This window comes from Desulfitobacterium sp., assembly GCF_034927245.1.
Lineage (GTDB): Bacteria > Bacillota > Desulfitobacteriia > Desulfitobacteriales > Desulfitobacteriaceae > Desulfitobacterium_A.
Genome location: NZ_JAYFQK010000003.1, coordinates 151,679 through 176,218, shown reverse-complemented (window position 1 = coordinate 176,218; position 24,540 = coordinate 151,679). Strand labels below are relative to the sequence as shown.

The 24,540-nt window shown below is 45.2% G+C and carries 29 protein-coding genes; 4 read left to right on the top strand and 25 right to left on the bottom strand.

Annotated elements, in window-relative coordinates:
- Positions 1-28: 28 nt before the first annotated feature.
- From VB077_RS01045 to VB077_RS00930, 24 genes are all read right to left on the bottom strand, one after another.
- Positions 29-388, bottom strand: a complete 360-nt coding sequence (locus VB077_RS01045; protein ID WP_323413349.1) for a YraN family protein — start codon at positions 386-388, stop codon at positions 29-31.
- Positions 389-543: 155 nt separating this feature from the next.
- Positions 544-2,007 (bottom strand): NADH-quinone oxidoreductase subunit N, encoded by a 1,464-nt coding sequence (locus VB077_RS01040; protein WP_323413348.1) that lies wholly within the window; start codon positions 2,005-2,007, stop codon positions 544-546.
- Positions 2,007-3,542, bottom strand: a complete 1,536-nt coding sequence (locus tag VB077_RS01035; protein ID WP_323413347.1) for an NADH-quinone oxidoreductase subunit M — start codon at positions 3,540-3,542, stop codon at positions 2,007-2,009. The genes VB077_RS01040 and VB077_RS01035 overlap by 1 nt, the downstream gene beginning before the upstream one ends.
- Positions 3,542-5,500: an NADH-quinone oxidoreductase subunit L gene (gene nuoL / locus VB077_RS01030; protein ID WP_323413346.1), complete on the bottom strand. Its 1,959-nt coding sequence runs from the start codon at positions 5,498-5,500 to the stop codon at positions 3,542-3,544. Before nuoL ends, VB077_RS01035 begins: the two co-directional genes overlap by 1 nt.
- 21 nt (positions 5,501-5,521) lie before the next feature.
- Complete coding sequence (gene nuoK, locus VB077_RS01025; protein WP_323413345.1) at positions 5,522-5,854, bottom strand: NADH-quinone oxidoreductase subunit NuoK; 333 nt, start codon at positions 5,852-5,854, stop codon at positions 5,522-5,524.
- Positions 5,851-6,360 carry an NADH-quinone oxidoreductase subunit J gene (locus tag VB077_RS01020; RefSeq protein WP_323413344.1) on the bottom strand — a complete coding sequence of 170 codons (510 nt, stop codon included), beginning with the start codon at positions 6,358-6,360 and terminating at the stop codon, positions 5,851-5,853. Before VB077_RS01020 ends, nuoK begins: the two co-directional genes overlap by 4 nt.
- A complete protein-coding gene (locus tag VB077_RS01015; RefSeq protein WP_323413364.1) occupies positions 6,357-6,767 on the bottom strand; it encodes an NADH-quinone oxidoreductase subunit I in 411 nt (136 codons plus the stop codon). Before VB077_RS01015 ends, VB077_RS01020 begins: the two co-directional genes overlap by 4 nt.
- 8 nt (positions 6,768-6,775) lie before the next feature.
- Entirely contained in the window at positions 6,776-7,822 is a 1,047-nt protein-coding gene (gene nuoH, locus VB077_RS01010; RefSeq protein WP_323413363.1) for an NADH-quinone oxidoreductase subunit NuoH, read from the bottom strand.
- 26 nt (positions 7,823-7,848) lie between these two features.
- Positions 7,849-8,952, bottom strand: a complete 1,104-nt coding sequence (locus VB077_RS01005) for an NADH-quinone oxidoreductase subunit D (RefSeq protein ID WP_323413343.1) — start codon at positions 8,950-8,952, stop codon at positions 7,849-7,851.
- Positions 8,953-8,965: 13 nt separating this feature from the next.
- On the bottom strand, positions 8,966-9,457 hold the full coding sequence (locus VB077_RS01000; protein ID WP_323413342.1) for an NADH-quinone oxidoreductase subunit C: 492 nt from the start codon (positions 9,455-9,457) through the stop codon (positions 8,966-8,968).
- Positions 9,447-9,956 carry an NADH-quinone oxidoreductase subunit B family protein gene (locus tag VB077_RS00995; protein WP_323413341.1) on the bottom strand — a complete coding sequence of 170 codons (510 nt, stop codon included), beginning with the start codon at positions 9,954-9,956 and terminating at the stop codon, positions 9,447-9,449. Before VB077_RS00995 ends, VB077_RS01000 begins: the two co-directional genes overlap by 11 nt.
- Entirely contained in the window at positions 9,947-10,306 is a 360-nt protein-coding gene (locus VB077_RS00990) for an NADH-quinone oxidoreductase subunit A (protein WP_323413340.1), read from the bottom strand. The genes VB077_RS00995 and VB077_RS00990 overlap by 10 nt, the downstream gene beginning before the upstream one ends.
- A gap of 141 nt (positions 10,307-10,447) precedes the next feature.
- Entirely contained in the window at positions 10,448-11,230 is a 783-nt protein-coding gene (locus VB077_RS00985; RefSeq protein ID WP_323413339.1) for a ribonuclease HII, read from the bottom strand.
- A gap of 122 nt (positions 11,231-11,352) precedes the next feature.
- On the bottom strand, positions 11,353-12,177 hold the full coding sequence (ylqF, locus tag VB077_RS00980; RefSeq protein WP_323413338.1) for a ribosome biogenesis GTPase YlqF: 825 nt from the start codon (positions 12,175-12,177) through the stop codon (positions 11,353-11,355).
- A 54-nt stretch (positions 12,178-12,231) separates the two neighbouring features.
- A complete protein-coding gene (lepB, locus tag VB077_RS00975; protein WP_323413337.1) occupies positions 12,232-12,744 on the bottom strand; it encodes a signal peptidase I in 513 nt (170 codons plus the stop codon).
- Positions 12,745-12,922: 178 nt separating this feature from the next.
- Positions 12,923-13,264: a 50S ribosomal protein L19 gene (gene rplS, locus VB077_RS00970; RefSeq protein ID WP_323413336.1), complete on the bottom strand. Its 342-nt coding sequence runs from the start codon at positions 13,262-13,264 to the stop codon at positions 12,923-12,925.
- A 154-nt stretch (positions 13,265-13,418) separates the two neighbouring features.
- Entirely contained in the window at positions 13,419-13,976 is a 558-nt protein-coding gene (locus VB077_RS00965; RefSeq protein ID WP_323413335.1) for an RNA methyltransferase, read from the bottom strand.
- Position 13,977: 1 nt separating this feature from the next.
- Entirely contained in the window at positions 13,978-14,775 is a 798-nt protein-coding gene (gene trmD, locus VB077_RS00960) for a tRNA (guanosine(37)-N1)-methyltransferase TrmD (protein ID WP_323413334.1), read from the bottom strand.
- Positions 14,772-15,281 carry a ribosome maturation factor RimM gene (gene rimM / locus VB077_RS00955; protein ID WP_323413333.1) on the bottom strand — a complete coding sequence of 170 codons (510 nt, stop codon included), beginning with the start codon at positions 15,279-15,281 and terminating at the stop codon, positions 14,772-14,774. The genes trmD and rimM overlap by 4 nt, the downstream gene beginning before the upstream one ends.
- Positions 15,282-15,362: 81 nt before the next feature.
- Positions 15,363-15,593 carry a KH domain-containing protein gene (locus tag VB077_RS00950; RefSeq protein ID WP_323413332.1) on the bottom strand — a complete coding sequence of 77 codons (231 nt, stop codon included), beginning with the start codon at positions 15,591-15,593 and terminating at the stop codon, positions 15,363-15,365.
- A gap of 23 nt (positions 15,594-15,616) precedes the next feature.
- Entirely contained in the window at positions 15,617-15,883 is a 267-nt protein-coding gene (gene rpsP / locus VB077_RS00945; protein ID WP_323413331.1) for a 30S ribosomal protein S16, read from the bottom strand.
- A 101-nt stretch (positions 15,884-15,984) separates the two neighbouring features.
- Positions 15,985-17,358 carry a signal recognition particle protein gene (gene ffh / locus VB077_RS00940; protein ID WP_323413330.1) on the bottom strand — a complete coding sequence of 458 codons (1,374 nt, stop codon included), beginning with the start codon at positions 17,356-17,358 and terminating at the stop codon, positions 15,985-15,987.
- A 15-nt stretch (positions 17,359-17,373) separates the two neighbouring features.
- Complete coding sequence (gene ylxM, locus VB077_RS00935) at positions 17,374-17,742, bottom strand: YlxM family DNA-binding protein (protein ID WP_323413329.1); 369 nt, start codon at positions 17,740-17,742, stop codon at positions 17,374-17,376.
- Between the two features lie 54 nt (positions 17,743-17,796).
- Entirely contained in the window at positions 17,797-19,299 is a 1,503-nt protein-coding gene (locus VB077_RS00930; protein WP_323413328.1) for a carboxylesterase/lipase family protein, read from the bottom strand.
- A 332-nt stretch (positions 19,300-19,631) separates the two neighbouring features.
- Here VB077_RS00930 and VB077_RS00925 point away from each other — a divergent pair, with 332 nt between their 5' ends.
- The 4 genes from VB077_RS00925 to VB077_RS00910 all read left to right on the top strand — a co-directional run bounded on the left by VB077_RS00925 (position 19,632) and on the right by VB077_RS00910 (position 22,978).
- Positions 19,632-19,763: a hypothetical protein gene (locus VB077_RS00925; RefSeq protein ID WP_323413327.1), complete on the top strand. Its 132-nt coding sequence runs from the start codon at positions 19,632-19,634 to the stop codon at positions 19,761-19,763.
- A gap of 510 nt (positions 19,764-20,273) precedes the next feature.
- Positions 20,274-20,819 (top strand): ubiquitin, encoded by a 546-nt coding sequence (locus tag VB077_RS00920; RefSeq protein ID WP_323413326.1) that lies wholly within the window; start codon positions 20,274-20,276, stop codon positions 20,817-20,819.
- 25 nt (positions 20,820-20,844) lie between these two features.
- Positions 20,845-21,519, top strand: a complete 675-nt coding sequence (locus VB077_RS00915) for a response regulator transcription factor (protein WP_323413325.1) — start codon at positions 20,845-20,847, stop codon at positions 21,517-21,519.
- Positions 21,512-22,978 carry a HAMP domain-containing sensor histidine kinase gene (locus tag VB077_RS00910; RefSeq protein WP_323413324.1) on the top strand — a complete coding sequence of 489 codons (1,467 nt, stop codon included), beginning with the start codon at positions 21,512-21,514 and terminating at the stop codon, positions 22,976-22,978. Before VB077_RS00915 ends, VB077_RS00910 begins: the two co-directional genes overlap by 8 nt.
- A 250-nt stretch (positions 22,979-23,228) precedes the next feature.
- Here the strand turns inward: VB077_RS00910 and VB077_RS00905 are convergent, their stop codons facing one another.
- A complete protein-coding gene (locus tag VB077_RS00905; protein WP_323413323.1) occupies positions 23,229-24,521 on the bottom strand; it encodes an amidohydrolase in 1,293 nt (430 codons plus the stop codon).
- Positions 24,522-24,540: the final 19 nt, after the last annotated feature.

Genomic DNA, 24,540 nt, shown 5'->3' with positions numbered 1-24,540 from the left:
TGCTTCCCCCTATTCAACAACTCTAACCCTATATTCCCCGAATCCATTTTGATTGAGGATTACCTTCATTCCAGCGTATCGCAATTAAGTCAAACCGGCTAGGCGGCCAATCTTTATAATGATGGCTTAGAAGAAAATACTCGGCAATACGATGTAACCGCATTCTTTTTTTCGCTTGTATCGTTTCTTCACCCCATCCAAACTTCGCCGAAGACCGAGTCCTAACCTCGATAAAAACAAGACTCTGCCCTTCGGCAGCAATTATGTCCATTTCTCCGACAGGGCACCGAAAATTTCTCATAAGAATCTTCAAACCGCCGCTCTCCACAATTTGAGCCGCAAGATCTTCTCCTTCTTGTCCTCTTTGTTTTTTGGATTCAGCCGACAATTTACGTCCCCCTATGAAATGACATTGTTACATATGGCTCTTTCAAATCTACTTTAACATATTCTCCCTATCTTGTCCCTATCAAATGTATGTTAAAAGGGATTCTCGTCTTCGAGAATCCCTTTTAAAACAGAATTTACCCTTTCACTGACCCATTATTTTACTAAGCTTGTGGCGGCCGAAATCGCCATTTGGGCCAGCGGAGTCGGATAGATACCAAGAACTAATGTCGTGATAAAGGTAAACAAAATTGTAAACTTCGTTGCTCCGTGGACCGGAATATTGGGCAATCCTTCGCCTTCAGTCCTGAACATGGCCTTAACCACACCAAGATAGTAGTATACGGAAATCATGCTCATGACAAAACCAACATAAGCAATCCAGACATACCCTTGATCCATTACGGCTGAGAAGAGATAGAATTTACCCACAAACCCTGCCAATGGAGGAATCCCCGCTAAGGAAAGGACAGAAGCCGTCATCACTACAGCCGCTAACGGCGACCTTTTCGACAACCCTGCAAAATCCTTAATATCGCAGCTTCCCTGGGCTTGTTCCACATGAGTTGCCACAGCAAAGGCTCCCATATTCGCAAAGACATAGATCATCGCATAGAAGAGTACTGCCTTAATCCCGCCGATAAAGTTAGAAACCGAAGGGGTTGACACTGCAATGACACCAATCAGCATATAGCCTGCTTGAGCAATACTGGAATAAGCTAACATCCGCTTAATGTTGGTTTGGGGAATCGCCGTAAGGTTACCGACAATCATCGTAATCGCCGCAAGGATTAGGAGCAGCGTTTGACCCGTTTGCGCAAACGTCTGACTATACATCATCAGGAGATAGAAACGGATTAAAGCAGCAAAGCCTGCAGCTTTCGAGCCAACCGCCAGAAAAGCGGTAACCGGAGTCGGCGCTCCCTCATAAATATCAGGCGCCCACAAATGGAAAGGAATCAAAGAAATCTTAAACCCAAAGCCTGCGAGAAGGAAGACAACCGCCAGTACGGTTACAGGGGATTGTACCGTCCCCAAAGCTTGAGCAATCATAAACATTTGGGTAGAACCTGTTAAGCCATAGATCAAACTAATGCCATAAAGCAGAATAGCCGACGAGGCAGAGCTTAGAACTAAATACTTAATTGCAGCCTCAGAAGCTTTGCCGTCATTTGTCCGGTAGGCTACGAGCACAAAGAAGGTTATCGTCATCAGCTCAAGACCGACATACATGGTAATCAAATCACTGGCACCGGCCATGATCATCATACCCAAAGTCGCGGCCATAATTAAAGGATAAAACTCACCGCGATGCGCGGGGAACGTACTCACATAATCTTTTGACGAAAGTACGACAAGCAGCGCACCTGTTAGGAATAAGATTTTGAAATACACTGCAAATTGATCATGCATATACATTCCTTGGAGGAAAGCCCCCCGCTGAATAAAGAAGAAATCATAGAACGTATAAGCCAGCGTACCCAACAAAGCGAAGACAGTTAACGGAAACATTCCCTTTCTCTCACCTGGCGGGATCAGCAGGCCAATCACGAGCAATCCTAAACTCAGTACTGCCATGATGATTTCGGGAGTGAGTAAAGCGAAATTGAGATTCATCATTAGAACAGCCCTCCAATCGTCGCCTGACCCACAGTTTCAAGCACTTTTGCTAGACCTGAGGTATATACCCCAGAATCAATGAGATGGAAAAGAGTGTTCGGGAATATCCCTGTCGCAAAAATAACAAAGACTAAAACGACTACCGGCACAAGTTCGGGTCCGCGTATGTCTTTTAGATGATCCCACTCGGCACGGCGAGGTCCGAACAAAACATTCGCAATCACCCGCAAAGTGTAAACTGCAGTGAAAATAATCCCTACTATACCTAAGATGGCTTGCACCGGCATAACCTTTGCCACACCATTAAAAATGGTAAACTCAGCAATAAAGTTTACTGTGCCGGGAAGGCCAAGACCGGCCATACCTGCGATCATGAAGCCTGTAGCCAAACGCGGCATTTGATGAGCGAGTCCGCCGAGATCTCCGATATTCCGGGTATGCGTCTTCTCGTAAATAAACCCGATCATGGAGAAGAAGAGCGCTGCCATAACACCGTGAGCAAACATCATGGCTACCGCACCATTGATACTTGTAATATTCAACGCGGCAATAGCCAGCAAAACATTACCCATGTGGCTGACGGAAGAATATCCGACAACATACTTCAGGTCTTTTTGGGCCATAGCGATGAAGGCCGCATAAAGAATGTTGATAATCGCCAAGACCGCAATAATCGGAGCCCAGAACCTTCCGCCTAAAGGTAAAACGAGAACCCCTAAGCGAATTAATCCATAACCCCCGATTTTCTTAAGAACACCGGCGTGAATCATGCTGACCGCTGTCGGAGCGCCAGCATATCCATCAGGAGACCAGGAATGGAAGGGGAACATGGAAATCAAAGATCCGAAACCGAAAAGGAACAAGCCGAAGACGATAATCTGGAAGGATGGATCATATTGCAGCTGGGCAAGTTCGGCAAACATAAAGGTCGGTCCTTGTCCTAATACCGCCAGTTGGTGTGAAGCATTGAGATAAAGGGCAACCATCGCGACAAGCATGAAAGCCGATCCAATCAATAGATAAATCGTCAGCTTCATACCTGCATATTCTTTGCTGACGCGTTTCGTGGAACCCCAGATAATAACCATGATGTAAATCGGGATAACCACAATTTCATAGCAAAGGAAGAATATGAACAGGTCGGTTGCAATAAATGTCCCCATAACCCCTGTAATTAGGATTAAGAGAAGAACAAAGAAATCTTTGACCCGTTTGTCGATATTCCAGGAAGAATAAACCGCAGTAAAGCCAATCAAGTTGGTTAAAAGAAGCATCGGTAAACTGATCCCGTCTACTCCTAAGCCAAGATTTACTCCGATATCCCTAATCCAGGGAATAGTCATCGTAAACTGCAGTCCGCCAACCGATTTGTCATACGCAAAAAACAAGAAAACAGACAGAGCAAGAGCAGCAAACGTGCCTATAGCTGCCACAATTTTAATCATTTTTGTTTCTTCCCGCGGAATGAATACAATAATGAACAGCGCAAGGACGGGCGCAAGTAACGTCATAAGAAGGATGAAGGAGTTAGACATTATTTTACACCTCCTAGCATCGCTAAGGGGTTAAGTCCCGCAAGTTGTCCTTCGCCTACGGCCAAGACGATATAGAATACGACTACAGCAAAGAAAAACACCAAAGCGTAGGTTTGTAATTGGCCTGTCGTGAAGCGGCGCAATCCACTGCCGGTTCCCCGAACCAAAAGTGCCAGACTGTTAACAATACCGTCGATAATATAGATATCGAACCAATAAAGCACTTTAGCAATAAATCCGTCAATAATCTTATCAATAACCCATTGGTAAATCTCATCGATATAGTATTTGTTTTTCAGAAGCTTATAGACTCCGGGGAAACGCGCGACAACATCTTCAGCCTTAATGGCTTTCTTAACATAAATTGAGTAGGCCAGACCAATTCCTATAAGTCCGGCTGCCACTGAAATTGCGGCTAAACCCCAATCCATAGCTTCAGGCTCAAATACTCCATAGTGAATGAAATAAGCAAAATTGTGATCGGGAAGAGCAGCCCACCCCCCTACAACGCTGAAAAACGCTAAGATGATGAGGGGTACCGTCATTGTTTTTGGTGATTCATGCGGATGATTTTCAGGCTTTTCTTCACCCAAGAAGGCCACAAAGAAAAGTCTGCACATATAGAAAGCGGTTAGAAAAGCGGTAAATAAACCGATGGCATAAATAAACGGATGACCGCTATGCATTGCGGAAGCTAAAATTTCATCTTTAGAGAAGAAACCCGCAAACGGCGGAATACCCGCAATCGCCAGAACACCGATACCAAACGTGATCGTTGTAATCGGCATCTTCTTGTAAAGGCCGCCCATGTCCCAGATATTTTGCTTTTCATGAAGGGCATGAATAACAGAACCCGCTCCGAGGAACATCAACGCTTTAAAGAAAGCATGGGTCATCAGATGGAACATGGAAGCAGTCAGAGCACCGACACCCAACGCAAACATCATATAACCCAGCTGACTCAAGGTCGAATAGGCAAGGATCTTCTTAATATCATCCTGCGCAATAGCAATCGTTGCTGCAAAGATTGCCGTAAAAGATCCTATGATTGCGACAAATTCCAGGGCAACCGGTGAAGCATTGTCAAAGAGGAAGAACATCCGCGCAACCAGGTAAACCCCGGCAACAACCATTGTTGCGGCATGGATCAAAGCACTGACTGGTGTAGGACCTTCCATGGCATCAGGCAGCCAAACATGGAAGGGGAATTGACCTGATTTTCCCATCGGTCCGATAAACACCAGCAAAGCCATAACCGTTAGGTAACTGACACTGCCGATTAAGGCAAAATCTTGGAACCCTGACGCCATTTGCGCTGACAAGGAACCCGGACCATAAAAGTCTAATGATCCGAATTTCGTGTAAAGGAGAACGATTCCGATCAGGAGTCCGACATCCGCAACACGCGTCGTCACGAAAGCCTTTTTTGCGGCCTCGCGCGCGGAGACTTTGAAATACCAGAAACCAATTAAGAGATAGGAGCATAAGCCCACTAACTCCCAGAAAACGTACATTTCCAAAAGATTCGTCGACAAAACAAGACCTAACATTGAAAATGCAAAGAGCGATTGATAGCAAAAGTAACGGGAAAAGCCTTTATCCCCGTGCATATAACCCAATGAATAGATTTGAACCATCGATGCGACCAGCGTAACTACAAAAAGCATCATCGCACTCATCGGATCGATCAGGGTCCCGAAATTAATTTGGAGACCCCCGATACTGAGCCAATTCACAGTACTCATAACCGGATTTTCAACCACTTCAGCTCCCGAGGAAATTACACCAATGCCGATGCCAATCGATAGGCATAAAGATGTAAGAATCGCCAAGATCGAGATAGCAGCAGACAGTCCTTTGGAGCGCTTCGTGATAAAGGCAATGATGAAAAACGAGAGGAAGGGCAAAAATGGGATTAACCATGCCCATTGAAAGAGATTATGCATTTCCTTGAACACCTACCTTCTCCATAGACTCTCTTACCACTTTAACCAGTTGAGATCATCAACATTTGTGGTTTTGCGATTGCGGAAAATCGTAATGACTAAAGCGAGGCCAACCGCAATTTCCGCTGCGGCGACAACGATGACAAACAAAGCAGACACTTGACCAACCAAAGGATTGATTCCTTGATTCTCCCAGGGCGTAAAACGGCTGAAAGCAACAAAATTAAGATTAACCGCATTAAGCATCAATTCAATCGACATCAATACGGCAATCACATTTCTTTTCGAGAACACCCCATATAATCCAATACAGAACAACATGGCTCCTACGAGAAGATAAGTGGAAAGTCCTACACTAATGGTCATTTCCGTTCTTTCCCTCCTTTCGCGAGGATTACCGCACCGATTAAAGCGATCGTTAATAAGAACGCAGCCACTTCAAACGGGACCATATACCATGACAAAAGCAAGGCAGAAAGTTCTGTCGTTCCCCCTGCAGTCGAAGGCATAGGCAGAATTCTCCATGCATCATTCGTTAGAATGACTAAGGCAATCAGAGCGAAAAGTAAACCGGCTACGCAAACACCCCAGGTCCATTTATTCGTATTCGGGTTACTTACCGCCACGTCTCCGCGCAAGGTCAGCATCACTGCAAAAATAACCAGAATCGAAACAGCCCCTGCATAAACCAGGATTTGGGCTGCGGCCAGGAATTCAGCATTTAAGAGAACATAGAGCACAGCTACACCCAGGAAGGATAGCGCCAGAAAGAGGGCACTATGAACAATATTTGTAGAAGTTACAACACCCCAAGCAGCAGCCACTGCAATGATCGCGAAAATAAAGAACACTACTGTCGCCATAGTACTCATGCGTTCTCCCCCTTCCCGTTTCGCTTGGAACGTTCAATCATGTCCCAGAGCAAATCATCACGGCTGAACACCGAATTTTCGAATTCCTGGGTTACCGTTAACGCCTTAGTCGGACAAGCCTCTGTGCAAAGCCCGCAGAAGATGCAACGGCCCACATTCATTTGGTAAGATTTCAGAACTTTTTTCTTCGTAGTTTCATCTTTTTCGCTCGTGAGGTTTATGACTTTGTTCGGACAAGCAGTTGCACACATGCCGCATGCAATACATTTGGCCGGATCAAGCCCCATTGAGCTGCGAACCGATTTGGGAAGGGTCGGCATTACTTCAGGATAATATTCTGTAATGTTGGGTTTCATCATCTTCTTGAAAGTGATGCGCATCCCTTTCCAAAGTCCTTTTCCAAACAGCACTGTCGTCACCCTCCTATCACGAGCCGGTAAATGTATATACCAAAACCCGTTAATATGATGTTAAGAAGCGCGAGCGGCAGCAAGAACTTCCATGCAAAATGCATCAGTTGGTCAATCCGAATCCGAGGGAATGTCCAACGAATCCACATCATGAAGAAGATGATAACGCCCACTTTCAACCAGAACCAAATCCACCCCGGCAGGAATCCGGGGCCTTGCCATCCCCCCAAGAATAGAGTCGTTGCCATCGCTGCAACTGCGACCATGTTCCCATATTCACCAAGATAGAATAAACCCCAACGGATACTCGAATACTCCGTAAACGGTCCTGCAACAATTTCTTGGTCGGCTTCCACAAGGTCAAAGGGTGCACGATTGACTTCGGCAACACTTGCGATGAGAAAAACTGCAAAAGCCAAAGGTTGAATAAAGATAAAAGGAATTGTCTTTTGGGCTACAACAATGTCAGTGAGATTAAAGGATTGGGTGATCATCACAACACCGAGCACTGAGAAAATGAGAGGGATTTCATAACTAATCATTTGAGCAACCGCTCTAATCCCGCCCATCAGGGAGTATTTACTATTTGAACCCCAGCCTGCCATCAGCAATAGCAGCGTTCCTATCGAAGATACGGCAAAGAAATAAATCACACCTAAATCAAGATCAACAGGAACCATACCGTCGCCAAAAGGAATAATAGCTAACGTCATAATGGGAATACAGAAAAAGATGGCCGGAGCAATTGCAAAAACTAACTTGTCTGCTCCTGCGGGAAAAATGTCTTCTTTGCTCATAATTTTTAATGCGTCTGCGATGGTTTGAAACCAACCGATCGGTCCTAAGCGATTCGGTCCGGGTCTTAAAGAAGCCCAACCTGCGACTTTCCGTTCCAATACCACAAGAACAAGTACAGCTAGAACGATCACGATGACAACGGCTAGAATGCCGATAATTGTCATCGTTAAGTCTGCCCAAACGGAATTGGGATCTGCAAACAAACCACGGATGGCAGCCGCAATGACTCTTGGCAATTGATTTAAAGCTTCCATCATATTCTCCCCTCGTTGAGAGTTTTTTACTTATCTACTTCACCGAGAACGGCATCAAAGCTTGCGAAAATAACAATAAGATCTTGGACTGTGTTGCCTATCAGCACTTTGTTTAAAGATTGCAGGTTTGTAAAGGTACCTGTCCGGATTCTGATCCGAACCGGTTTTTGAGTACCGTCACTTACAATATAAAAGCCAAGTTCCCCTTTCGGATTTTCCACACGATGATAAACCTCACCTGCAGGTACTTTAATCAACTTTGGAACTTTAGCCATAACCGGACCATCTGGAATATTTTCCATCGCTTGACGAATGATCTTGCCGCTTTCTTCGATTTCATATAGACGAATCATGTTTCGATCATAAGTATCACAGCCATTCAGTACGGGAACTTTAAAATCAAATCGATCATAAATTCCGTAAGGTTCGGCTTTACGTACATCATAATCAAAACCTGAAGCACGAATAACCGGGCCTGTCAGGGACAGATCCTTAATGGTCTCCGGCGACAAAATACCGATATGCTTCATTCTGCCCATGGCAATTTCATTTCCGAGATAGATTCCGTAATACTCTTCAAGCATATCCGGTAAATCCTCGAGAAATGATTGAAGCGCAGGCCAAAACTCCGGCGGAACATCGTTTTGAACTCCGCCGATCCGCATGCTGTTTGTTGTCATCCGCGAGCCTGTGGACATTTCAAAGAGATCAAGGATTCTTTCCCGATCCCGGAAAGGATACCCCCATGTTGTCCAACCGGCAATATCCAGGGCGGCACTCGATATGAACACCATATGACTGGCAATCCGTGCTAATTCCGCAAAAATAACGCGCAAGTATTCCGCCCGCTCCGGAATCTCGAGCTCCATAAGTTTTTCAACGGTCTGGACATACGCGAGATTATTGCAGGGTGATGCAAGATAATCTAAGCGGTCTGTATAAGGTATAAATTGTTGATAAGTTCGGCTTTCGGCGAGCTTTTCGATACCCCGATGAAGATAACCCATTTTGGGTTCGACTTTTGTTACAATTTCACCATCTAAATGAACCACCATACGGAACACGCCGTGCATGCTCGGGTGTTGGGGGCCCAAGTTTACAATGAGTTCTTCAGTACTTGCTTCTCCCATAGTTTAACCCCCCCTATTCATTATCCGTGCGCACGCGCGTGATATTTCGAACCTCGGCCGGTTCTGTCACATAATCCTTACGCAAGGGAAATCCCTCAAAATCATCCCACAAATAAATTCGTTTCAAATTAGGGTGGCCCTTAAATACGATTCCAAACATATCGTACGCTTCGCGTTCCCAGAAATTAGCGCCGCCCCAAACGCGGGTTGCTGAGTCAATAACCGGATTATCGCGATCGACGATAGCCTTAATTCTCAATTTCTGAGGGCCGCTCCAGCTTCTTAGTTGATAAACGACTTCAAAATGATCTTTGGCATCAAACCCTGCCAAATCGTGGAGGAAATCACAAGGAATTCCATCGAATGTTTTAGCCGCTTCCAATGTCTCGATAATATATTGGCTATTGACCGTAAGGACCAAGTTATCTGATCCTTCAGCAACATTGCCGCCGACACGAGCGGCTAACTCGTCCACACGTTTCCTTAACAATTCTTTATTTTCCATGATTCATTAACCTCACCTTTGCTGGGTGATTAACCTTATATTGGAGTTGTAAAAGACCAAATATTAAGGATTCCGGCCGCGGAGGACAACCGGGAACATAGACATCGACCGGCACTACGTTATCCACTCCGGTATTCATCGCATAAGAATCTGCAAACGGACCGCCGCCGCTCGCACAACTACCCATAGCGATAACCCACTTCGGTTCCGGCATTTGATCATAAATCCGGCGAAGCAAGGGTGCCATTTTACGGGTACACGTTCCGGCGACAATCAATACATCTGAGTGACGCGGTGAAGCACGAAATACTTCATAACCAAACCGGGATAGATCAAAACGTGGTCCGCCTGCCGACATCATTTCAATCGCGCAACACGCCAAACCGAAAGTAACAGGCCAAAAAGAATGTCCACGACCCCAATTCAGTGCTTTATCGATAATATTTTGATTTGCCAGTGCATCGGCCTCTCGCAACTCTTTTTCTTTTGCTACATCCACTCTAAAGCACCTTCTTTCCATGCATACCAATATCCAACGAGAAGAATAACAATGAATATAAACATCTCAACAAAGGCAAAGGTCCCGAGTTTTTGGAACGATAAAGCCCATGGATACAAAAAAAGCGTTTCCACGTCAAATGCCGTAAAAACAATAGCATAGAGGAAATAATTACTTTTAAACCCTACCCAGGTTCGCCCAATAGTTTCATTACCGCCCTCAATATTTTTTAGTTTTTCAGAGTTTGGTCTCACCTTGGGCCCAAAAAGCTTAGGCAACACTAACATAATAGCGCTGACTAAAATGGCTCCAATGAGGAATACACCAATAGCAGCAAAATTATCGGACATTCTCCTTACCCCCCCTCCATAAGAAATATTAATTTTGTAATTTGATAATATTATGATAAGCCAAAACTAATTTTGCCATATCAGGATATCCAAGTCAATGCATCTGTAAATATCTGTAATATTCTGAGTTTTAGCTTAAATCTAACTAATTGATCGTCTTTGTTCGACAGGAGAAAAAGTTTGGCGATGAATCGGACAGGAACCATAGGCCTCAAGAGCCTCTAAATGTTTTTGGGTCCCATATCCTTTATTTTGAGCGAACCCATAATGGGGATATATCCTATCAAGTTCCGTCATTAAGCGATCACGGGTAACCTTTGCTAAAATTGAAGCTGCCGCAATGCTCGCGGAAAGAGAATCCCCCCGCACAATCCCTTTTTGAGGTATTTTCAGCAAAGGCAGTTCTAAAGCATCAATCAATAAAAAATGAGGACGTATTTTTAAGCCCTCTACAGCCCGCTTCATGGCTAGTTTTGTAGCCCCCAGGATATTGAGCAAATCAATTTCCGCAGGTTCGGCACTGCCAATAGCGTACCCCAGTGCCTGACTTGATATTTGTTCAAATAACTTTTCTCTTTTACTCTCCGATAACTTTTTTGAATCATTAAGCCCAGGCAGGTCAAAATGCACAGGAAGAACACAAGCGGCAGCCATTACCGGTCCTGCCAGAGGTCCTCTGCCCACTTCGTCTATCCCTGCAATGTGGAGAAAGCCATTTTTCCAGAGTTCCCGTTCTTCCCTAAGCAGACCTTCGATCCTTTCCTTCTCGGCTTTCTCTGTCTGATCGCTTTTGATCTTTCGGGAGACAAGACGTCGAATCCCTTGGCGAGGGTCCTGAGCACATCGCTTTAAAAATTCCTCTGAGGGATTCGACTTCATAATAGTTTCCACCTCACGAATGCTCATTTGTGACAATGGTTTCAATGACCTCTCTTCTTTCTCACATATTTACTTCGACATATAATTCATGTTCCCTTTTTAGGTTTCCGAATAGCGCTATATGATTTTAGTTATATGTAATTAAATTATTCGATTCCCGATTTTTTTCAAAAGCGATCCATTGTGATTTTTCCCAGAGCGCCGGAACGAAATTCGCGCAAGAAAATCTGGGATGCTTTAAGAAGATCAACTTCTCCTCCTTTAATTAAACATCCACGGCTTCGGCCTATTCCTTCGAGCGTCAATTGAGACGGCTCCCGGGTATACCGTTCTAACGATGTTGGGTAATATTCCTTCAGCCAACCCAGAAGCCACGCCGCTAACTCTTCCTGATTAAGCACCTCATCACGAATAGCGCCGGAAGCAGCAAGTTTATTACCCACTTCCGGATTTTCAAATTTAGGCCAGAGTAAGCCCGGCGTATCTAACAGCTCGAGTTTATCATGAATACGAATCCATTGATTTCCTCGTGTAATCCCAGGTTTATTTCCTGTCTTCGCCTTTGCACTTCCAATCAATTGATTGATCAGGGAGGACTTGCCGATATTAGGAATTCCGACGACCATGGCCCGGATGCTTCTTGCCCTTACCCCTTTCATAGCCATTCGATCCTGTTTGCCCGCCATTAAACGCTCCATCTCCGGTACAATCTTTCCTACCCCGAAACCTGTTGCGGCACTTACAGCCAAAACAGGGCTTGTCTTACGCAGCTCCCTAAGCCAAGATTCCGTCCATTGGGGATCAGCCAAATCCGCCTTATTGAGAAGAACGATTTTAGGTTTACCTTTAAGCAATTGCTGCAAAAGCGGATTGCGGCTGCTTTCAGGCACGCGGGCGTCACCCAGCTCGATAACCGCATCAACCCACTTTAACTGATCTAAAAGGAGTCGTTTAGCTTTGGCCATATGACCGGGATACCATTGAATACTCATGAAAACACCTTCAACTCTTTCCAACATCCTTCATTATCAATGTCAAAGTTATATTTACCGAAGTAACTTTATACGCTGCAAGGGGTAATAAATCATCACCGCCTTGCCGATGATGTAATTATGGGGAAGCACCCCCCACTCCCGCGAATCTTCACTCTGACGCCGATTATCGCCGAGCACAAACACATTGTCCTTCGGAATCGTTTCCGCACCAAACGGAGGATAATCTCCGGCTTTTAAGTAAGGCTCATCCACTAATTGACCATTGATGAACACTTGATTATCCTTCAATTCAACCGTTTCACCTTCAACCGCAATTATGCGCTTCACAAAGCTTCGGCTTGGATCACGAGGATATGCAAATACGACAATATCGCCGCGTGATGGCGCCCCCAGACGATAGCTTTGTCTATTCACCAGGATTCTGTCTCCCGGAACGATTCCGGGTTCCATAGAACCGGATGGAATTAAATACGGTTGCAAAACAAAAAGCCGCAGAAGTATTCCGAGGATTACAATTCCGATAAGAGTCCATGTCAGCCCGCTTAATCTCATTTTTCGCAACATAAATCTATTCCTCCCCGTTCAAAAGAACTCTTCTTTAGTATGAACCGGGGATTTAAAGAGCATACAAAAAAAACATTGACTCAAAAATAGACCCAGCAATGCCAAGTCTTAACATTAATATTTCAATATTTCAATATTTCAATTAAAAAGGACTGGATTTTATCCAGTCCTTTTTTAACTAGCGACGGTCGCGAATTCGAGCAGCTTTACCGGAAAGCTGTCTGAGATAATACAATTTAGCGCGACGCACCCTACCATGACGAACAACCTCAATCTTATCGATTCGAGGAGAATGGAGCGGGAATGTTCTTTCCACACCAACGCCATAAGTAACACGACGTACCGTGAAGGTTTCGCGAAGTCCGCCACCCTTCATTTTAATGACTAAACCTTCGAAAACCTGAATACGCTCCCGGGTACCTTCAACGACTTTAACGTGTACGCGTACGGTATCTCCGGGACGGAAGGTAGGAAGATCCTTTTTCATTTGCTCTTCTTCAATCATACGAATATAATCCATTTATAAATTCCCCCCTTCCTTGCTTAGGTGTTCATCACTGAGCCGATTTTACGACTTCTAAACAGCGAGCGGACCACCCATCATACGTCAAAAATTATTTTAGCATATGTTTAACACGCCTGCAACCTAAAAGTGGAGGAATTCCGAATTCTGATCAATGTCCCCGAAGTCGATCAAGTATGATCGAAGCTGCCGACCGAACTGAGAGGTGGTTCCATTCCCCCGGACCATACACCGGGTCCAAAATTAAATCACAACTGTCCAATACCTCTTGAATCAATCCCCAGCCCGTTCCAAATAAAAGCAAGACCGGATCATCCGTTTCCTCAATCCTCTGTCTCAAGGCAGAATAGCTGATCGTATTCGGGTTCTGATGAGCATCTGTTGCCACTTTCAACGCCCTTCGCCCTTGTTCCTTTTCGATTTCCGCCTCGACTTCTGCTAAGTCACTCGCTAATCTGACCCGAGAAAAAGCCTCCTGACGGTTCTGATTATACTCCGAACCGAAACCTTCCTGCCAATACCCCATAATTCGCAATGCCAAAGCCCGCTGAGCCTCAGCCGGGTGCACAATATAATAACGTTTTGCCCCGAAGGTCATCGCGCTTCGTGCTATATCATGGATATCCAAATTGGTTATTGAAGTTGCAATCGTTTCCATGTTCTTGTTATAGACCGGAGCATGTATCAAAGCAAGATACAGGTCACCCATATCATTTCCCCCTATTTCGTTTCGGCTTTGGCTTGAGATGCTCCCAGCGGGCACGTTCCCCATTAATCTCGGGATGATTCTCTGCCAGTTCCCGGAGGAGAGGATAATCCCCGGGTAAAAACTCTATGTTGTGAATAAGATCCGGTCGTTTTAGAAACGTACGGCGGAGTGATTCTTTACGCCGCCAAGCTTCAATTCGTGCATGATGACCGGACAACAGAACTTCAGGAACCTCCATGCCTTCAAATACGGGAGGACGAGTATATTGCGGATACTCTAATAAACCATTACTATGGGAATCCTCCTCAAAGGAAGCGCTCTCACCAAGTACCCCGGGAATAAGACGGGCAACCGCATCAATCATGACCATCGCCGCAAGTTCCCCGCCGGTTAAGACAAAATCCCCCAAGGATGCCTCTTCATCCGCAAGACAGCGGATTCGCTCATCAAACCCCTCATAATGCCCGCAGATAAAAACAAGCTCATCCTCGCGGCTCCAGGCTTGAGCCTGCCGCTGGTTAAATACTTTTCCTTGCGGGGTCAGCAGGATAATCCGGCGCCGGCCTTGAGTCGGTGCAAGATCACGCACAGCAGCATAGAGCGGTTCAGGCTTGAGAACCATTCCGGCTCCCCCGCCATACGGGACATCATCGACATTTTTATGTTTACTTACGGCATAATCCCGAAAATTAACAAGCTCAATATTAATCAGCTCATGTTCCTGCGCCCTCTTTAAGATGCTTTCCTGTACAGGGGCAAACATTTCCGGAAATAGGGTAAGCACTGTAAATTTCATCATTGAGGTTTATCCTCCAGCAGACCGGGAGGAAGTGTGACGTCCATTCTTCTTCCTGGAACATCAACCTTTTTCACGACAGTTTTCAGAGCCGGAACACAAATTTCTCCGCATTCTCCTTTGACAAGATAAACATCATTCGCTCCTGTTTGCAGCACCTGGGTTAAAACACCGAGACAAACTTCACCGTCAAATACCTGCATTCCTTCTAATTCGAAGTAGTACCAGCCTTTCTCCAAAGGGGGCACATCGGCCCGATCAATTTTCACAGCAAAACCCCGCAGCTTTTCAGCTTCTTCCCGGGTCTCGATTCCCTCCAGTGTTAAATAAACTTCGTCCTGATGGACTTGGACTTTCAAGATATTGAAGGTACGGATCACACCCTTTTGTTCGAGGGTGACCTTTGCCAGCTTCTTGAAGCGCGATGGATTATCCGTGAGCGGAAAAATTTTAAGCTCCCCGCGGATACCATGCGGTTTAATCACTTCCCCGACCAGAACCTCATTCATTCAGAAAGACTCTCCTTCCTTAAAAGACCCTATGCTTTAAGAGCGTTTAACGTCAAAAAGGGCCCAAAGCCCTTCTTAACGTTATTGATCAATGTCGACATGGACTCTCCGTCCGTCTTTTACTGCGGCAGCTTTCACAATCGTACGAATGGCATTCGCAATTTTACCCTGTTTGCCAATAACTTTACCCATATCTTCCGGAGCCACCGTCAATTGCAAATGAACAGTTTTTTCCGATTCCGTTTGGGCAACTATGACTTGATCCGGGTAATCTACTAAGGCCTTCGCGAGGACTTCTACGAGTTCCTTCACAGGAACCACCCCCAACTATCCACTTACTTTTTTGATTCGTGGAATTTAGCCAAAATACCGGCTTTACGAAGCAAAGATTTAGCAGTATCCGAAGGTTGAGCACCGGTAGCAAGCCATTGGAGGACTTTTTCCTCGTCAATTTTCAAAACTTCCGGTTTCTTCGTCGGATCATAATAGCCTATTTCTTCAATAAAACGTCCGTCACGGGGAAAATTAGAATCGGCTACGACTAAGCGGTAAAACGGATTCTTTTTAGCACCCATACGACGCAGACGAATTTTAGTTGCCATACTCTATTCACCTCCTCAATAAGGTATTCCGTAATTTTAGCAAGTTAAATTCTTATCGACTCCCAATCATGATTGGGAGAAAAATAGCGTTTTTTCGAGATCTAGGATCTAAAAGGAAGCTTGAAAGCAGTCTTTTTGCCTTTCTTGCCTTTTTTCCCTTTACCGCCCAACATCCCCATACCGGGTACACCGCCGCCCGAGAATTGTTTCATCATTTTCTGCATCTGTTCAAATTGCTTAAGCAAGCGTCCCACTTCTTGAATGCTGGTACCGCTTCCCTTCGCAATCCTCCGTTTTCGGGAATCTTTAATAAGAGAAGGTTTGCGGCGTTCTTCCAAAGTCATAGAACGAATGATCGCTTCAACGTGAGCCATATCCTTTTCATCAATCTGCACATCTTTAAGCTGATTTCCTACCCCCGGGATCATTTCCAGCAGGGATGACAGGGGGCCCATTTTCTTGATCTGCTGCATCTGATCCAAGAAATCATCAAGTGTGAATTCCTGTTTGCGCAGTTTTTGCTCCATATCCCGGGCTTGTTTCTCATCAAAAGCGGACTGAGCTTTTTCGATCAGGGTGAGAACATCACCCATTCCCAAGATACGCGAAGCCATTCTCTCGGGATAGAAAGGTTCAAGAGCCTCCATTTTTTCACCGATACCCGCAAACTTGATCGGGCAACCGGTTACAGCCTTGATGGAGAGGGCGGCCCCTCCCCGTGTATCGCCGTCAAGTTTGGTCAATATAACCCCATCGACTCCAAGTTCATTATAGAAACTCTCGGCAACATTTACGGCATCCTGACCTGTCATCGCATCAACGACGAGCAGAATTTCATGGGGCTTCACTGACGCTTTGATATCTCGCAGCTCGCCCATCAATTCTTCATTGATATGCAGCCGTCCGGCAGTATCGATAATCACGACATCCTGGCCCTGACTATTGGCCTGCCGAATACTCTCTTGAGCAATCGTTACGGGATTTTGTTCTCCCATTGAGAAAACCGGGACTTTAATCTGTTCTCCCAAAACCTGCAGTTGTTTAATCGCAGCCGGCCGATATATGTCACAGGCAACCATCAAAGGATGTTTCCCTTGTTTCTTAAGCGATGCTGCCAGCTTCGCCGCATGTGTCGTTTTACCTGCTCCTTGCAAGCCGACAAGCATAAGTACTGTCGGCGGCTTGGAAGAAATATTTATTTTACTGGAAGTACCACCCATGAGGGCAATCATTTCCTCATTAACAATCTTAATGACCTGTTGAGCCGGAGATAAAGATTCCAGAACTTCCTGCCCGATTGAGCGTTCCTTCACCTTAGCCACGAACTCTTTGACCACTTTGTAGTTCACGTCAGCTTCAAGCAAAGCCATACGCACTTCGCGCATCGCTACATTGACATCCTCTTCCGTGAGCTTTCCTTTTCCTTTTAAGCGCTTAAAGGTTTCTTGTAGTTTATCACTTAGGCCTTGAAACATGCCCTTCCCCGCTTTCTAGGAGGATTCCATAACATTAAACACATCATTGATCTGTTGACAGATCTGCTGATAGCTTTCCCATGCTTGAGGATTCGCAAAATCCTCCTCCGTAAATCCCTTCAGCTGTTCCTTAACTTCAATCAATTTTTCTTGTTCTAATAAAAAACGTTGAACCAAGCCCAGTTTTGCTTCATATCCACGCAAAATTTTTTCGGTTCGTTTCAGCAAATCATAAACAGCTTGGCGGCTAATATCCACTGCTGCCGCAATTTCCACAAGAGACAGATCCTGCTCATAGTGAAGATCCCAGATATTTCGCTGTTTTTCTGTTAAAAGCGGACCGTAAAAGTCAGCAAACAATGCCATCTCAGCAAAACGTTCCATAATCAACAGCCCTCCTGTAAAGGAGTTTTGCTTTACTAAGACATTCTAGTTGATTCAAGAATATTTGTCAACCTTATAATCACAGCTCCACTGCATTGGCTGATAATCTTTTTGAGATGAAACTTTATCCCATATCTCCCGATCAACATGAGGATCATTGACCACTTCACTTTCACCCTTGAAGACCATAACCGGCCGGCTTTCCGGGTTATAGATCGGCCAATAGGGCAGTTCCGGAGTATTGGGATTGCCTGTATGGGCAAAGGCTATCCAAGCTTGATGCATCTGACCCGCTAATTTAACAGCCTCGGGGGAATCGACACCGAATAGATTTGTATTGTCCGGATTTACCCTATGCCAGACAAAAGGCAGTTCAAAGGCATGGCAGGCTCCCAGCCTCGGATTTTCGTAACCGAAATAATAAACCCAAACCGCTCCCTGCTCTGCCAAAGCCTCACTATATTTTAAAGTCGGGTAAACGAAAGAATAATATGACATAATTCGATTGTAAAGCATCTTATCCATAGGTACGGTTGCGAAATTTGCTGCGAGCACCGGCCATACTTTTCCTAAGGCTCGTTCTAATCGGCCCGCAATTTCGGCTTCATCCCACCGCCGATAAGAAGGGATTCTCGCTGCAAACAATCGATATTCATCTTTATTTGACCCGCAAATCACTGGAATATCTTTAGCCGCTCCTTTACGGATTGCCTCTTCAGGCGGCACGGGAATCAAAAGGCCATCAAGAACCGGGCAAAATGTCATCGGCGGAAAATTCAGCGAAACTTTTAATAATTCCTCTGCCGGTAAGTCGATAAGTTTTTCATATTCATGAGTTTGGAGATTAAGAGAATCCATAACTTTTTTCGCTGTTTGAGCCGCCGAATCCGCAGAAATGACTAAATTCGAAGCGCTCTCCATGATTGCTTGGCAAAAAAGTCCTTTTGCCTCAGGCATAGCAAGCAGAATGCCCACACTCACCGCGCCTGCGGATTCACCGAAGAGAGTCACCCGATGAGGATCTCCGCCAAAAGCCTGAATATTTTGCTTGACCCACTTTAAGGCGGCTATTTGGTCCAGTAGTCCGCAGTTCCCCGATGTCGCATATTTTTCGCCGCCAACCTCGGCTAGATATAAAAAGCCAAAAACACCCAACCGATAATTAAGCGTGACGACAACAACATCTCCATGCTCGGCAAATGAAGTACCGTCATACATATCAAAAGAGCCTGAGCCGCTGCTATAAGCTCCTCCATGCAGCCAAACCATCACCGGGCGAAGTTTATCATCCGCATCGGGGGACCATATATTGAGATAAAGACAATCTTCACTTTGCGATCCTGAAGCAATTCCTTTCCAAACTGTCGGCTGAAGGGCAAACGGTCCAAATTGCACCGTTTCACGCACACCCTTCCAAGTATCCGGTTCTTGAGGCGGACAAAAGCGCAAGGGCCCTACCGGCGGTTTCGCATAGGGAATCCCTTTCCATACCGAGACATCTCCAACCCTTTCCCCTTTTACTTTACCCGAACACGTTTCAACAATCGTTTTAAACATTATCTTCTTTCCCTATATCTTTCGCTATCATAAAACCATCTCCAAGTTTTATACTACATATTAATAGTAGACCTCTTCAGGAAAAGACTCAAGGGGAAGCGGAAAAAGCGGTTTCCAAATTGTGGCAACTTTAATAGGTGAGGCATAGACTGTATTATCTCAGAACAAAGGAGGAATTCAAATGGCATTTGGTGCTGGTGTTGATGGGGCTTGTGGATGTGGACCTAACTTCTTACCGGGAATTGCAATCGTAGTAGTCATTATTCTTCTTCTCATCGCAATGGGAATCGTATTCTAAGCAGAAATATAAAAAATGATAAGGAGGTAATGTCATGTACGGTATGGGCTTTGGTGGTGCTTGCTGTCCTCCCCCTGTTTGCTGCCCCCCTGTTGGCCGCGGCGTTGGCGTAGGAATTATTGCAATTGCTATTTTGATTCTTATTGCCTTAGGTGTAATCTTCTAAGATAAAAGAAAGGAAAAACACTTATGGTTGGATTTAGATTTAGGCGTTTCGGGTTTTTCCCGTTTTTCGGCTTTCCATTCTTCCCTTTCTTCCCATTTTTTTGGTGGTAAAAATTAAGCCGGGTCATCCCCGGCTTTTTTTTACTAACGGAAAGTATAAATATTTCTGCAGATAAACTCGAAGTGCAACCAGCGGTTTTCGCTCTCGCTAAGGCAACAAGTGCGTCGGTCCATACTATGGACCGACGTGGCGAAAGCCAGGTTTTCTTTACTTTATCGCCAAGCGAAAAGAAGAAGGTTATAAATTCATATTACACAATGACGATAACGATAAGCAAATGAAGTACAATATGTATTATAATACATATGGAAGCTAATCATGGAGCGATTTGAACATCGACTTTTTAATCAAATTTTAATTTTAGTCCAATTCTCTTTAAATCTCTTAGGGTTAGAATATATTCGTAACCTAAAACTCAATTCTAACCTAAAAACTAAGGAGGAATTTCTCATGACAAATCTAGAACAAGTGGAAAAGCTCTGTGCAATGGCGAATATCAGCTATGAAGAGGCTAAGGCTGCCTTAGATGCGGCAAACGGCGATTTGCTTGACGCCATTATCTTGCTTGAAAAACAAGGAAAGATTCATGCTCCATCCGGGGACGGTTATTATAGCAGCGAGAAAGTTGCAGACGCCAAGGTCGAATCCTATAAAGACGATTACTGGGAAAAGCACAATTGCAAATCAGACAAAGCATCCTTCTCCTCTTTACTAGGAAAAGCCTGGGAGTTTTGTATGAAACTATTCCGTAAAGGCAATGCCAATTCCTTTGAAGTGCTCAAGAGAAACGAAGTAAAAGCTTCTATTCCCGTTACTGCCCTTGCCCTGCTGCTCATCTTCGCGTTTTGGATTACTCTCCCTCTGCTTATTATCGGATTTTTCTTTGGTTTACGCTATCGCTTTGTTGGAACCGATTTCAAAGGCAACACGATAAATAATGCGATGGATAGTGCAGCAGATGCTGCCGAAGAACTTAAAAAATCAATTAAAATCTAAGATACTAGTGAATGGTGGGACTTCTATGCATTCAAAAATCCTGATTATCGAGGACGAAGAAAAGATTGCCCGTTTTATCGAACTTGAGCTCAGCTATGAAGGATATACCACGACAAAAGCTTTTGACGGCAGAACAGGCCTTGAACTAGCCGAGACCGGCGAATTCGACCTTATTTTGCTGGATATCATGCTGCCTCAGTTAAGCGGAATGGAGGTTCTGCGTCGAATTCGCCGGACCTCCTCTGTTCCTATCATCATGCTGACCGCTCGGGACAGTATAATCGATAAGGTTTCCGGACTTGACAGCGGAGCAAACGATTATATTACCAAGCCCTTCGCCATTGAAGAGCTTCTTGCGCGAATCCGCACCGTCCTTAGGAATACAGCACCGGAGGACACAGAGATATTATCCGCCTCCGGTCTGCTTCTGGACACCGGCCGCCGCACAGTTACGATGAAAGGGAAGATGATCGATCTTACGAAACGTGAATTTGACCTTCTTCATTTTCTGCTTAAAAATAAAGGAATGGTTCTTTCGCGGGAAATTCTGCTTGAAAATGTATGGGGCTTCGATTATTCGGGAGAAACCAACGCCGTAGATGTCTACATCCGTTTTCTCCGCGGCAAAATTGATGAAGTGTTCAATATTAAATTCATACATACCGTCAGGGGAGTAGGATATGTGATTAAAGATGAATAGTGAAGCGTCAAGCAATCCTTCCAACAGTCTTAGTCATAAAATTCGCTTTTCGATTGTATGGAAGCTTAATTTTATTCTTTTTCTGCGTAAGTTTGGGCTTTTTTTGGTCCTTGACCTGATTCTGTGTCTGGTATCGGTATTAGGTCTGATTATCCATGCGGAACAGACCGCTGCAGCTGCGGCCGAAATACTCATTGAAACGGGACTTCCCACCCCCGACGAAGAAAACTGGCTTACACTTACCGAATGCAGTATTCAATTGCCGACGGAAAAAATCCAAGGATTTCATATCCCTAAAGTCCTTCAATCTAACCTTTCCCCACTTACGGCATCAGGTGTCCGCAGTTTCGACCTGCCGGATGAGGAAGGTTTGAACGCCTGGGGGGTATTACAGGCTGTTTCTTACAATATGGCAATAGAAATAAACAATAGTTCTTATCTTATTTCTTACCATCCCCAAAATAGCCTCCGGATTCTCGCTGAGATATTTGCTGTAATATTGCTTTTTGAGCTGATAATGCTATTCAGTAATATTTCTTCAAATGCACGGATGATCCGCAATACCCTCCGCCCTATCCATGAACTAGCTGAAACCGCATATGACCTCAGTACTGAGGGAGCCTTTTCACCGGAACAGCTAAAAGCTCTGGCGGGTAAGTTGAATAACATCAACGCAGCAAAGCTGGACACCAGAATTTCCGTCGGCGAAACACAGAGCGAGCTTCAAGGCCTTGCCGCGGCAATCAACGGAATGCTGGACCGCATCAATGAATCCTATCGTTCGCAGGTACGCTTTGTATCAGACGCTTCCCATGAGCTAAGAACCCCGATTTCCGTTATTCAGGGGTATGCTAATCTCCTTGATCGCTGGGGAAAAAACGACGAAAAGACCTTGCAGGAATCCATCGATGCGATCAAAGAGGAAACCGCCAATATGAAGGGGCTGGTCGAACAGCTGTTATTCCTAGCCCGTGGCGACAATAACACGATGGCTCTCCAAATGGAACGTTTTGAATTATCCGCACTTGCCGATGAAGTACTACACGAAACCCGAATGATCGACAGCGGTCATGAATATGATTCGCGTCTTATGCCGGTTTTCATCGACGCGGATAAAGGTCTCATCAAACAGGCAACACGAATCCTCATTGATAATGCTATGAAATACACACCCACAGGCAAACGGATAACCATCTCGATCACCGGCGCAGACGGTTATACCCATCTGTCCGTCCAGGATGAAGGCATTGGAATTGCTCCCGAGGCGCTTCCCCAAGTTTTTGATCGCTTTTTCCGCACCGACGAATCCCGGGCCAGAGCAACCGGCGGATCAGGTTTGGGGCTGCCTATCGCAAAATGGATCGCTGAACGTCATGGCGGACACATGGAGGTTCTAAGCCGGCTCGATATCGGCACTCGAATCTCAATAGTCCTTCCCATTGCACCGGAAGCGGATTAAACGGTTAGGGCGTAAAATTAGAAGCGAGATTCTGCAAATCTTCCCCTGCAGCGACTAATTTCTGGGTCATCTTTACAATAAATTTCCTTATTGATCTGTTCGGCTTCTTCTATTTGCTTAAACATTGCCTCTGTACTTATACATTCCGATATGTATAAAAAAACATCTACGCAGTGTAGATGTTTTTCTGTTCCCGCAATTCCTGCAGGCTCTCTTAGCTTCTCTTTCCATAATTTCAGAAAAAAAACGCTTAACCATTGGCAATCCGTTTGGCACGCTCTTCAACTTCTTGGCAAATCCGCTTAACATCCAGAGTTAAAAGCTTGCGTTCTTCCATAATAAACGTTCCATTGACCATCATCGTACGAACATCGCCGGCATGGGCAACATAGACAAGATGAGCGGGGATGGAAAAGCGTGGATAGAAATGCGGCTGATCAAAATTAATGCTGATCAGATCGGCTTTATATCCCGGGGCCAACATACCCACATCCTGATACCCTAAAGCTTTAGCTCCTTGGACTGTGGCCATTTCCAAAACTTGATAGGCAGGAAGGACTGTTGTATCTTTCCTTAACTTCTGCTGGAAGGCAGCACTGCGCATTTCCCCGAAAAGATCAAGATTATTATTGCTGGAAGCTCCGTCCGTTCCCAGGCCAACAACAATTCCTTTCGCCAGAAGTTCGGGAATTGGCGCCGTACCGCTGTTCAGTTTCATATTGCTCTCAGGATTATGGGCTACGGCGACCTTTTTCTCAGCTAATATATTCATATCTTGTTCGGTAAGATGAACGCAATGTGCTGCAACCACATGTCCTTCGAAAATACCGAGGTCATTCAGCCATTGGACAGGGGTTTTACCTTGCTGTTTATTGATCGTATTGATCTCATCACGTGTTTCGCAAAGATGAATATTGATGCCCGCACCTCGTCGATCAGCCTCTGCTTTGACTCTTTGCAGATACTCTCCCGAACATGTATAAGGAGCATGGGGTCCAAACATAACCCTGATTTTTCCGTCGCCGGCCCCATGGTAGCGTTCAAACAAATCAATCTGCTCCCGAAGCGCTTTCTCTCCATTGGGAGCATTCCCAATCATTCCGCGAGACAACACGGCGCGCGTCCCGGCTTCGAGCACGGCATCGCCCACACGATTCATGCCGGAATACATATCAAGCATCGTCGTTGTACCGGATTGAATCATTTCCGCTAAGGCTAACAGCGTCCCCCAATAAATGTCCTCGTCACTTAATTTATTTTCAAAAGGCCAAACCTTCTCCTGAAGCCAAGGCATCAATGGAAGGTCATCGGCATAACTTCTCAGCATGGTCATCGCCGCGTGAGTATGGGCATTGATCAGCCCAGGCATAACAACATCATTCGGGAGTTCTAAGATGCGATCCGGTACAAAGCCCGCCGGTGCCGAACCATTTGGACCTACTGAGAGGATCCGATCCCCTTCAAGCGCAATTTCTCCTTCAGGATAAAAATCCTCCGGCCCTGTCATGGGTAAGATCATTGCCCGGATTAAGATTTTTGACATATTAGCTCACTCCTTAAAC

What these genes read in the sequence shown, in the direction of transcription:
- nuoH (WP_323413363.1), bottom strand. Translation starts at nt 7,822, where the DNA reads ATGGAAGCTTTAAATCAATTGCCAAGAGTCATTGCGGCTGCCATCCGT.
- VB077_RS00930 (WP_323413328.1), bottom strand. Translation starts at nt 19,299, where the DNA reads ATGTTTAAAACGATTGTTGAAACGTGTTCGGGTAAAGTAAAAGGGGAA.
- VB077_RS00905 (WP_323413323.1), bottom strand. Translation starts at nt 24,521, where the DNA reads ATGTCAAAAATCTTAATCCGGGCAATGATCTTACCCATGACAGGGCCG.
- VB077_RS01035 (WP_323413347.1), bottom strand. Translation starts at nt 3,542, where the DNA reads ATGTCTAACTCCTTCATCCTTCTTATGACGTTACTTGCGCCCGTCCTT.
- VB077_RS00925 (WP_323413327.1), top strand. Translation starts at nt 19,632, where the DNA reads ATGTACGGTATGGGCTTTGGTGGTGCTTGCTGTCCTCCCCCTGTTTGC.
- VB077_RS00915 (WP_323413325.1), top strand. Translation starts at nt 20,845, where the DNA reads ATGCATTCAAAAATCCTGATTATCGAGGACGAAGAAAAGATTGCCCGT.
- ylqF (WP_323413338.1), bottom strand. Translation starts at nt 12,177, where the DNA reads ATGAGTATTCAATGGTATCCCGGTCATATGGCCAAAGCTAAACGACTC.
- VB077_RS00920 (WP_323413326.1), top strand. Translation starts at nt 20,274, where the DNA reads ATGACAAATCTAGAACAAGTGGAAAAGCTCTGTGCAATGGCGAATATC.
- trmD (WP_323413334.1), bottom strand. Translation starts at nt 14,775, where the DNA reads ATGATGAAATTTACAGTGCTTACCCTATTTCCGGAAATGTTTGCCCCT.
- VB077_RS01000 (WP_323413342.1), bottom strand. Translation starts at nt 9,457, where the DNA reads ATGGAAAATAAAGAATTGTTAAGGAAACGTGTGGACGAGTTAGCCGCT.
- lepB (WP_323413337.1), bottom strand. Translation starts at nt 12,744, where the DNA reads ATGTTGCGAAAAATGAGATTAAGCGGGCTGACATGGACTCTTATCGGA.
- nuoK (WP_323413345.1), bottom strand. Translation starts at nt 5,854, where the DNA reads ATGACCATTAGTGTAGGACTTTCCACTTATCTTCTCGTAGGAGCCATG.
- rplS (WP_323413336.1), bottom strand. Translation starts at nt 13,264, where the DNA reads ATGGATTATATTCGTATGATTGAAGAAGAGCAAATGAAAAAGGATCTT.
- VB077_RS00910 (WP_323413324.1), top strand. Translation starts at nt 21,512, where the DNA reads ATGAATAGTGAAGCGTCAAGCAATCCTTCCAACAGTCTTAGTCATAAA.
- VB077_RS01040 (WP_323413348.1), bottom strand. Translation starts at nt 2,007, where the DNA reads ATGATGAATCTCAATTTCGCTTTACTCACTCCCGAAATCATCATGGCA.
- rpsP (WP_323413331.1), bottom strand. Translation starts at nt 15,883, where the DNA reads ATGGCAACTAAAATTCGTCTGCGTCGTATGGGTGCTAAAAAGAATCCG.
- ffh (WP_323413330.1), bottom strand. Translation starts at nt 17,358, where the DNA reads ATGTTTCAAGGCCTAAGTGATAAACTACAAGAAACCTTTAAGCGCTTA.
- VB077_RS00965 (WP_323413335.1), bottom strand. Translation starts at nt 13,976, where the DNA reads ATGGGTGACCTGTATCTTGCTTTGATACATGCTCCGGTCTATAACAAG.
- VB077_RS01005 (WP_323413343.1), bottom strand. Translation starts at nt 8,952, where the DNA reads ATGGGAGAAGCAAGTACTGAAGAACTCATTGTAAACTTGGGCCCCCAA.
- VB077_RS00990 (WP_323413340.1), bottom strand. Translation starts at nt 10,306, where the DNA reads ATGTCCGATAATTTTGCTGCTATTGGTGTATTCCTCATTGGAGCCATT.
- rimM (WP_323413333.1), bottom strand. Translation starts at nt 15,281, where the DNA reads ATGAATGAGGTTCTGGTCGGGGAAGTGATTAAACCGCATGGTATCCGC.
- ylxM (WP_323413329.1), bottom strand. Translation starts at nt 17,742, where the DNA reads ATGGAACGTTTTGCTGAGATGGCATTGTTTGCTGACTTTTACGGTCCG.
- VB077_RS01020 (WP_323413344.1), bottom strand. Translation starts at nt 6,360, where the DNA reads ATGAGTACTATGGCGACAGTAGTGTTCTTTATTTTCGCGATCATTGCA.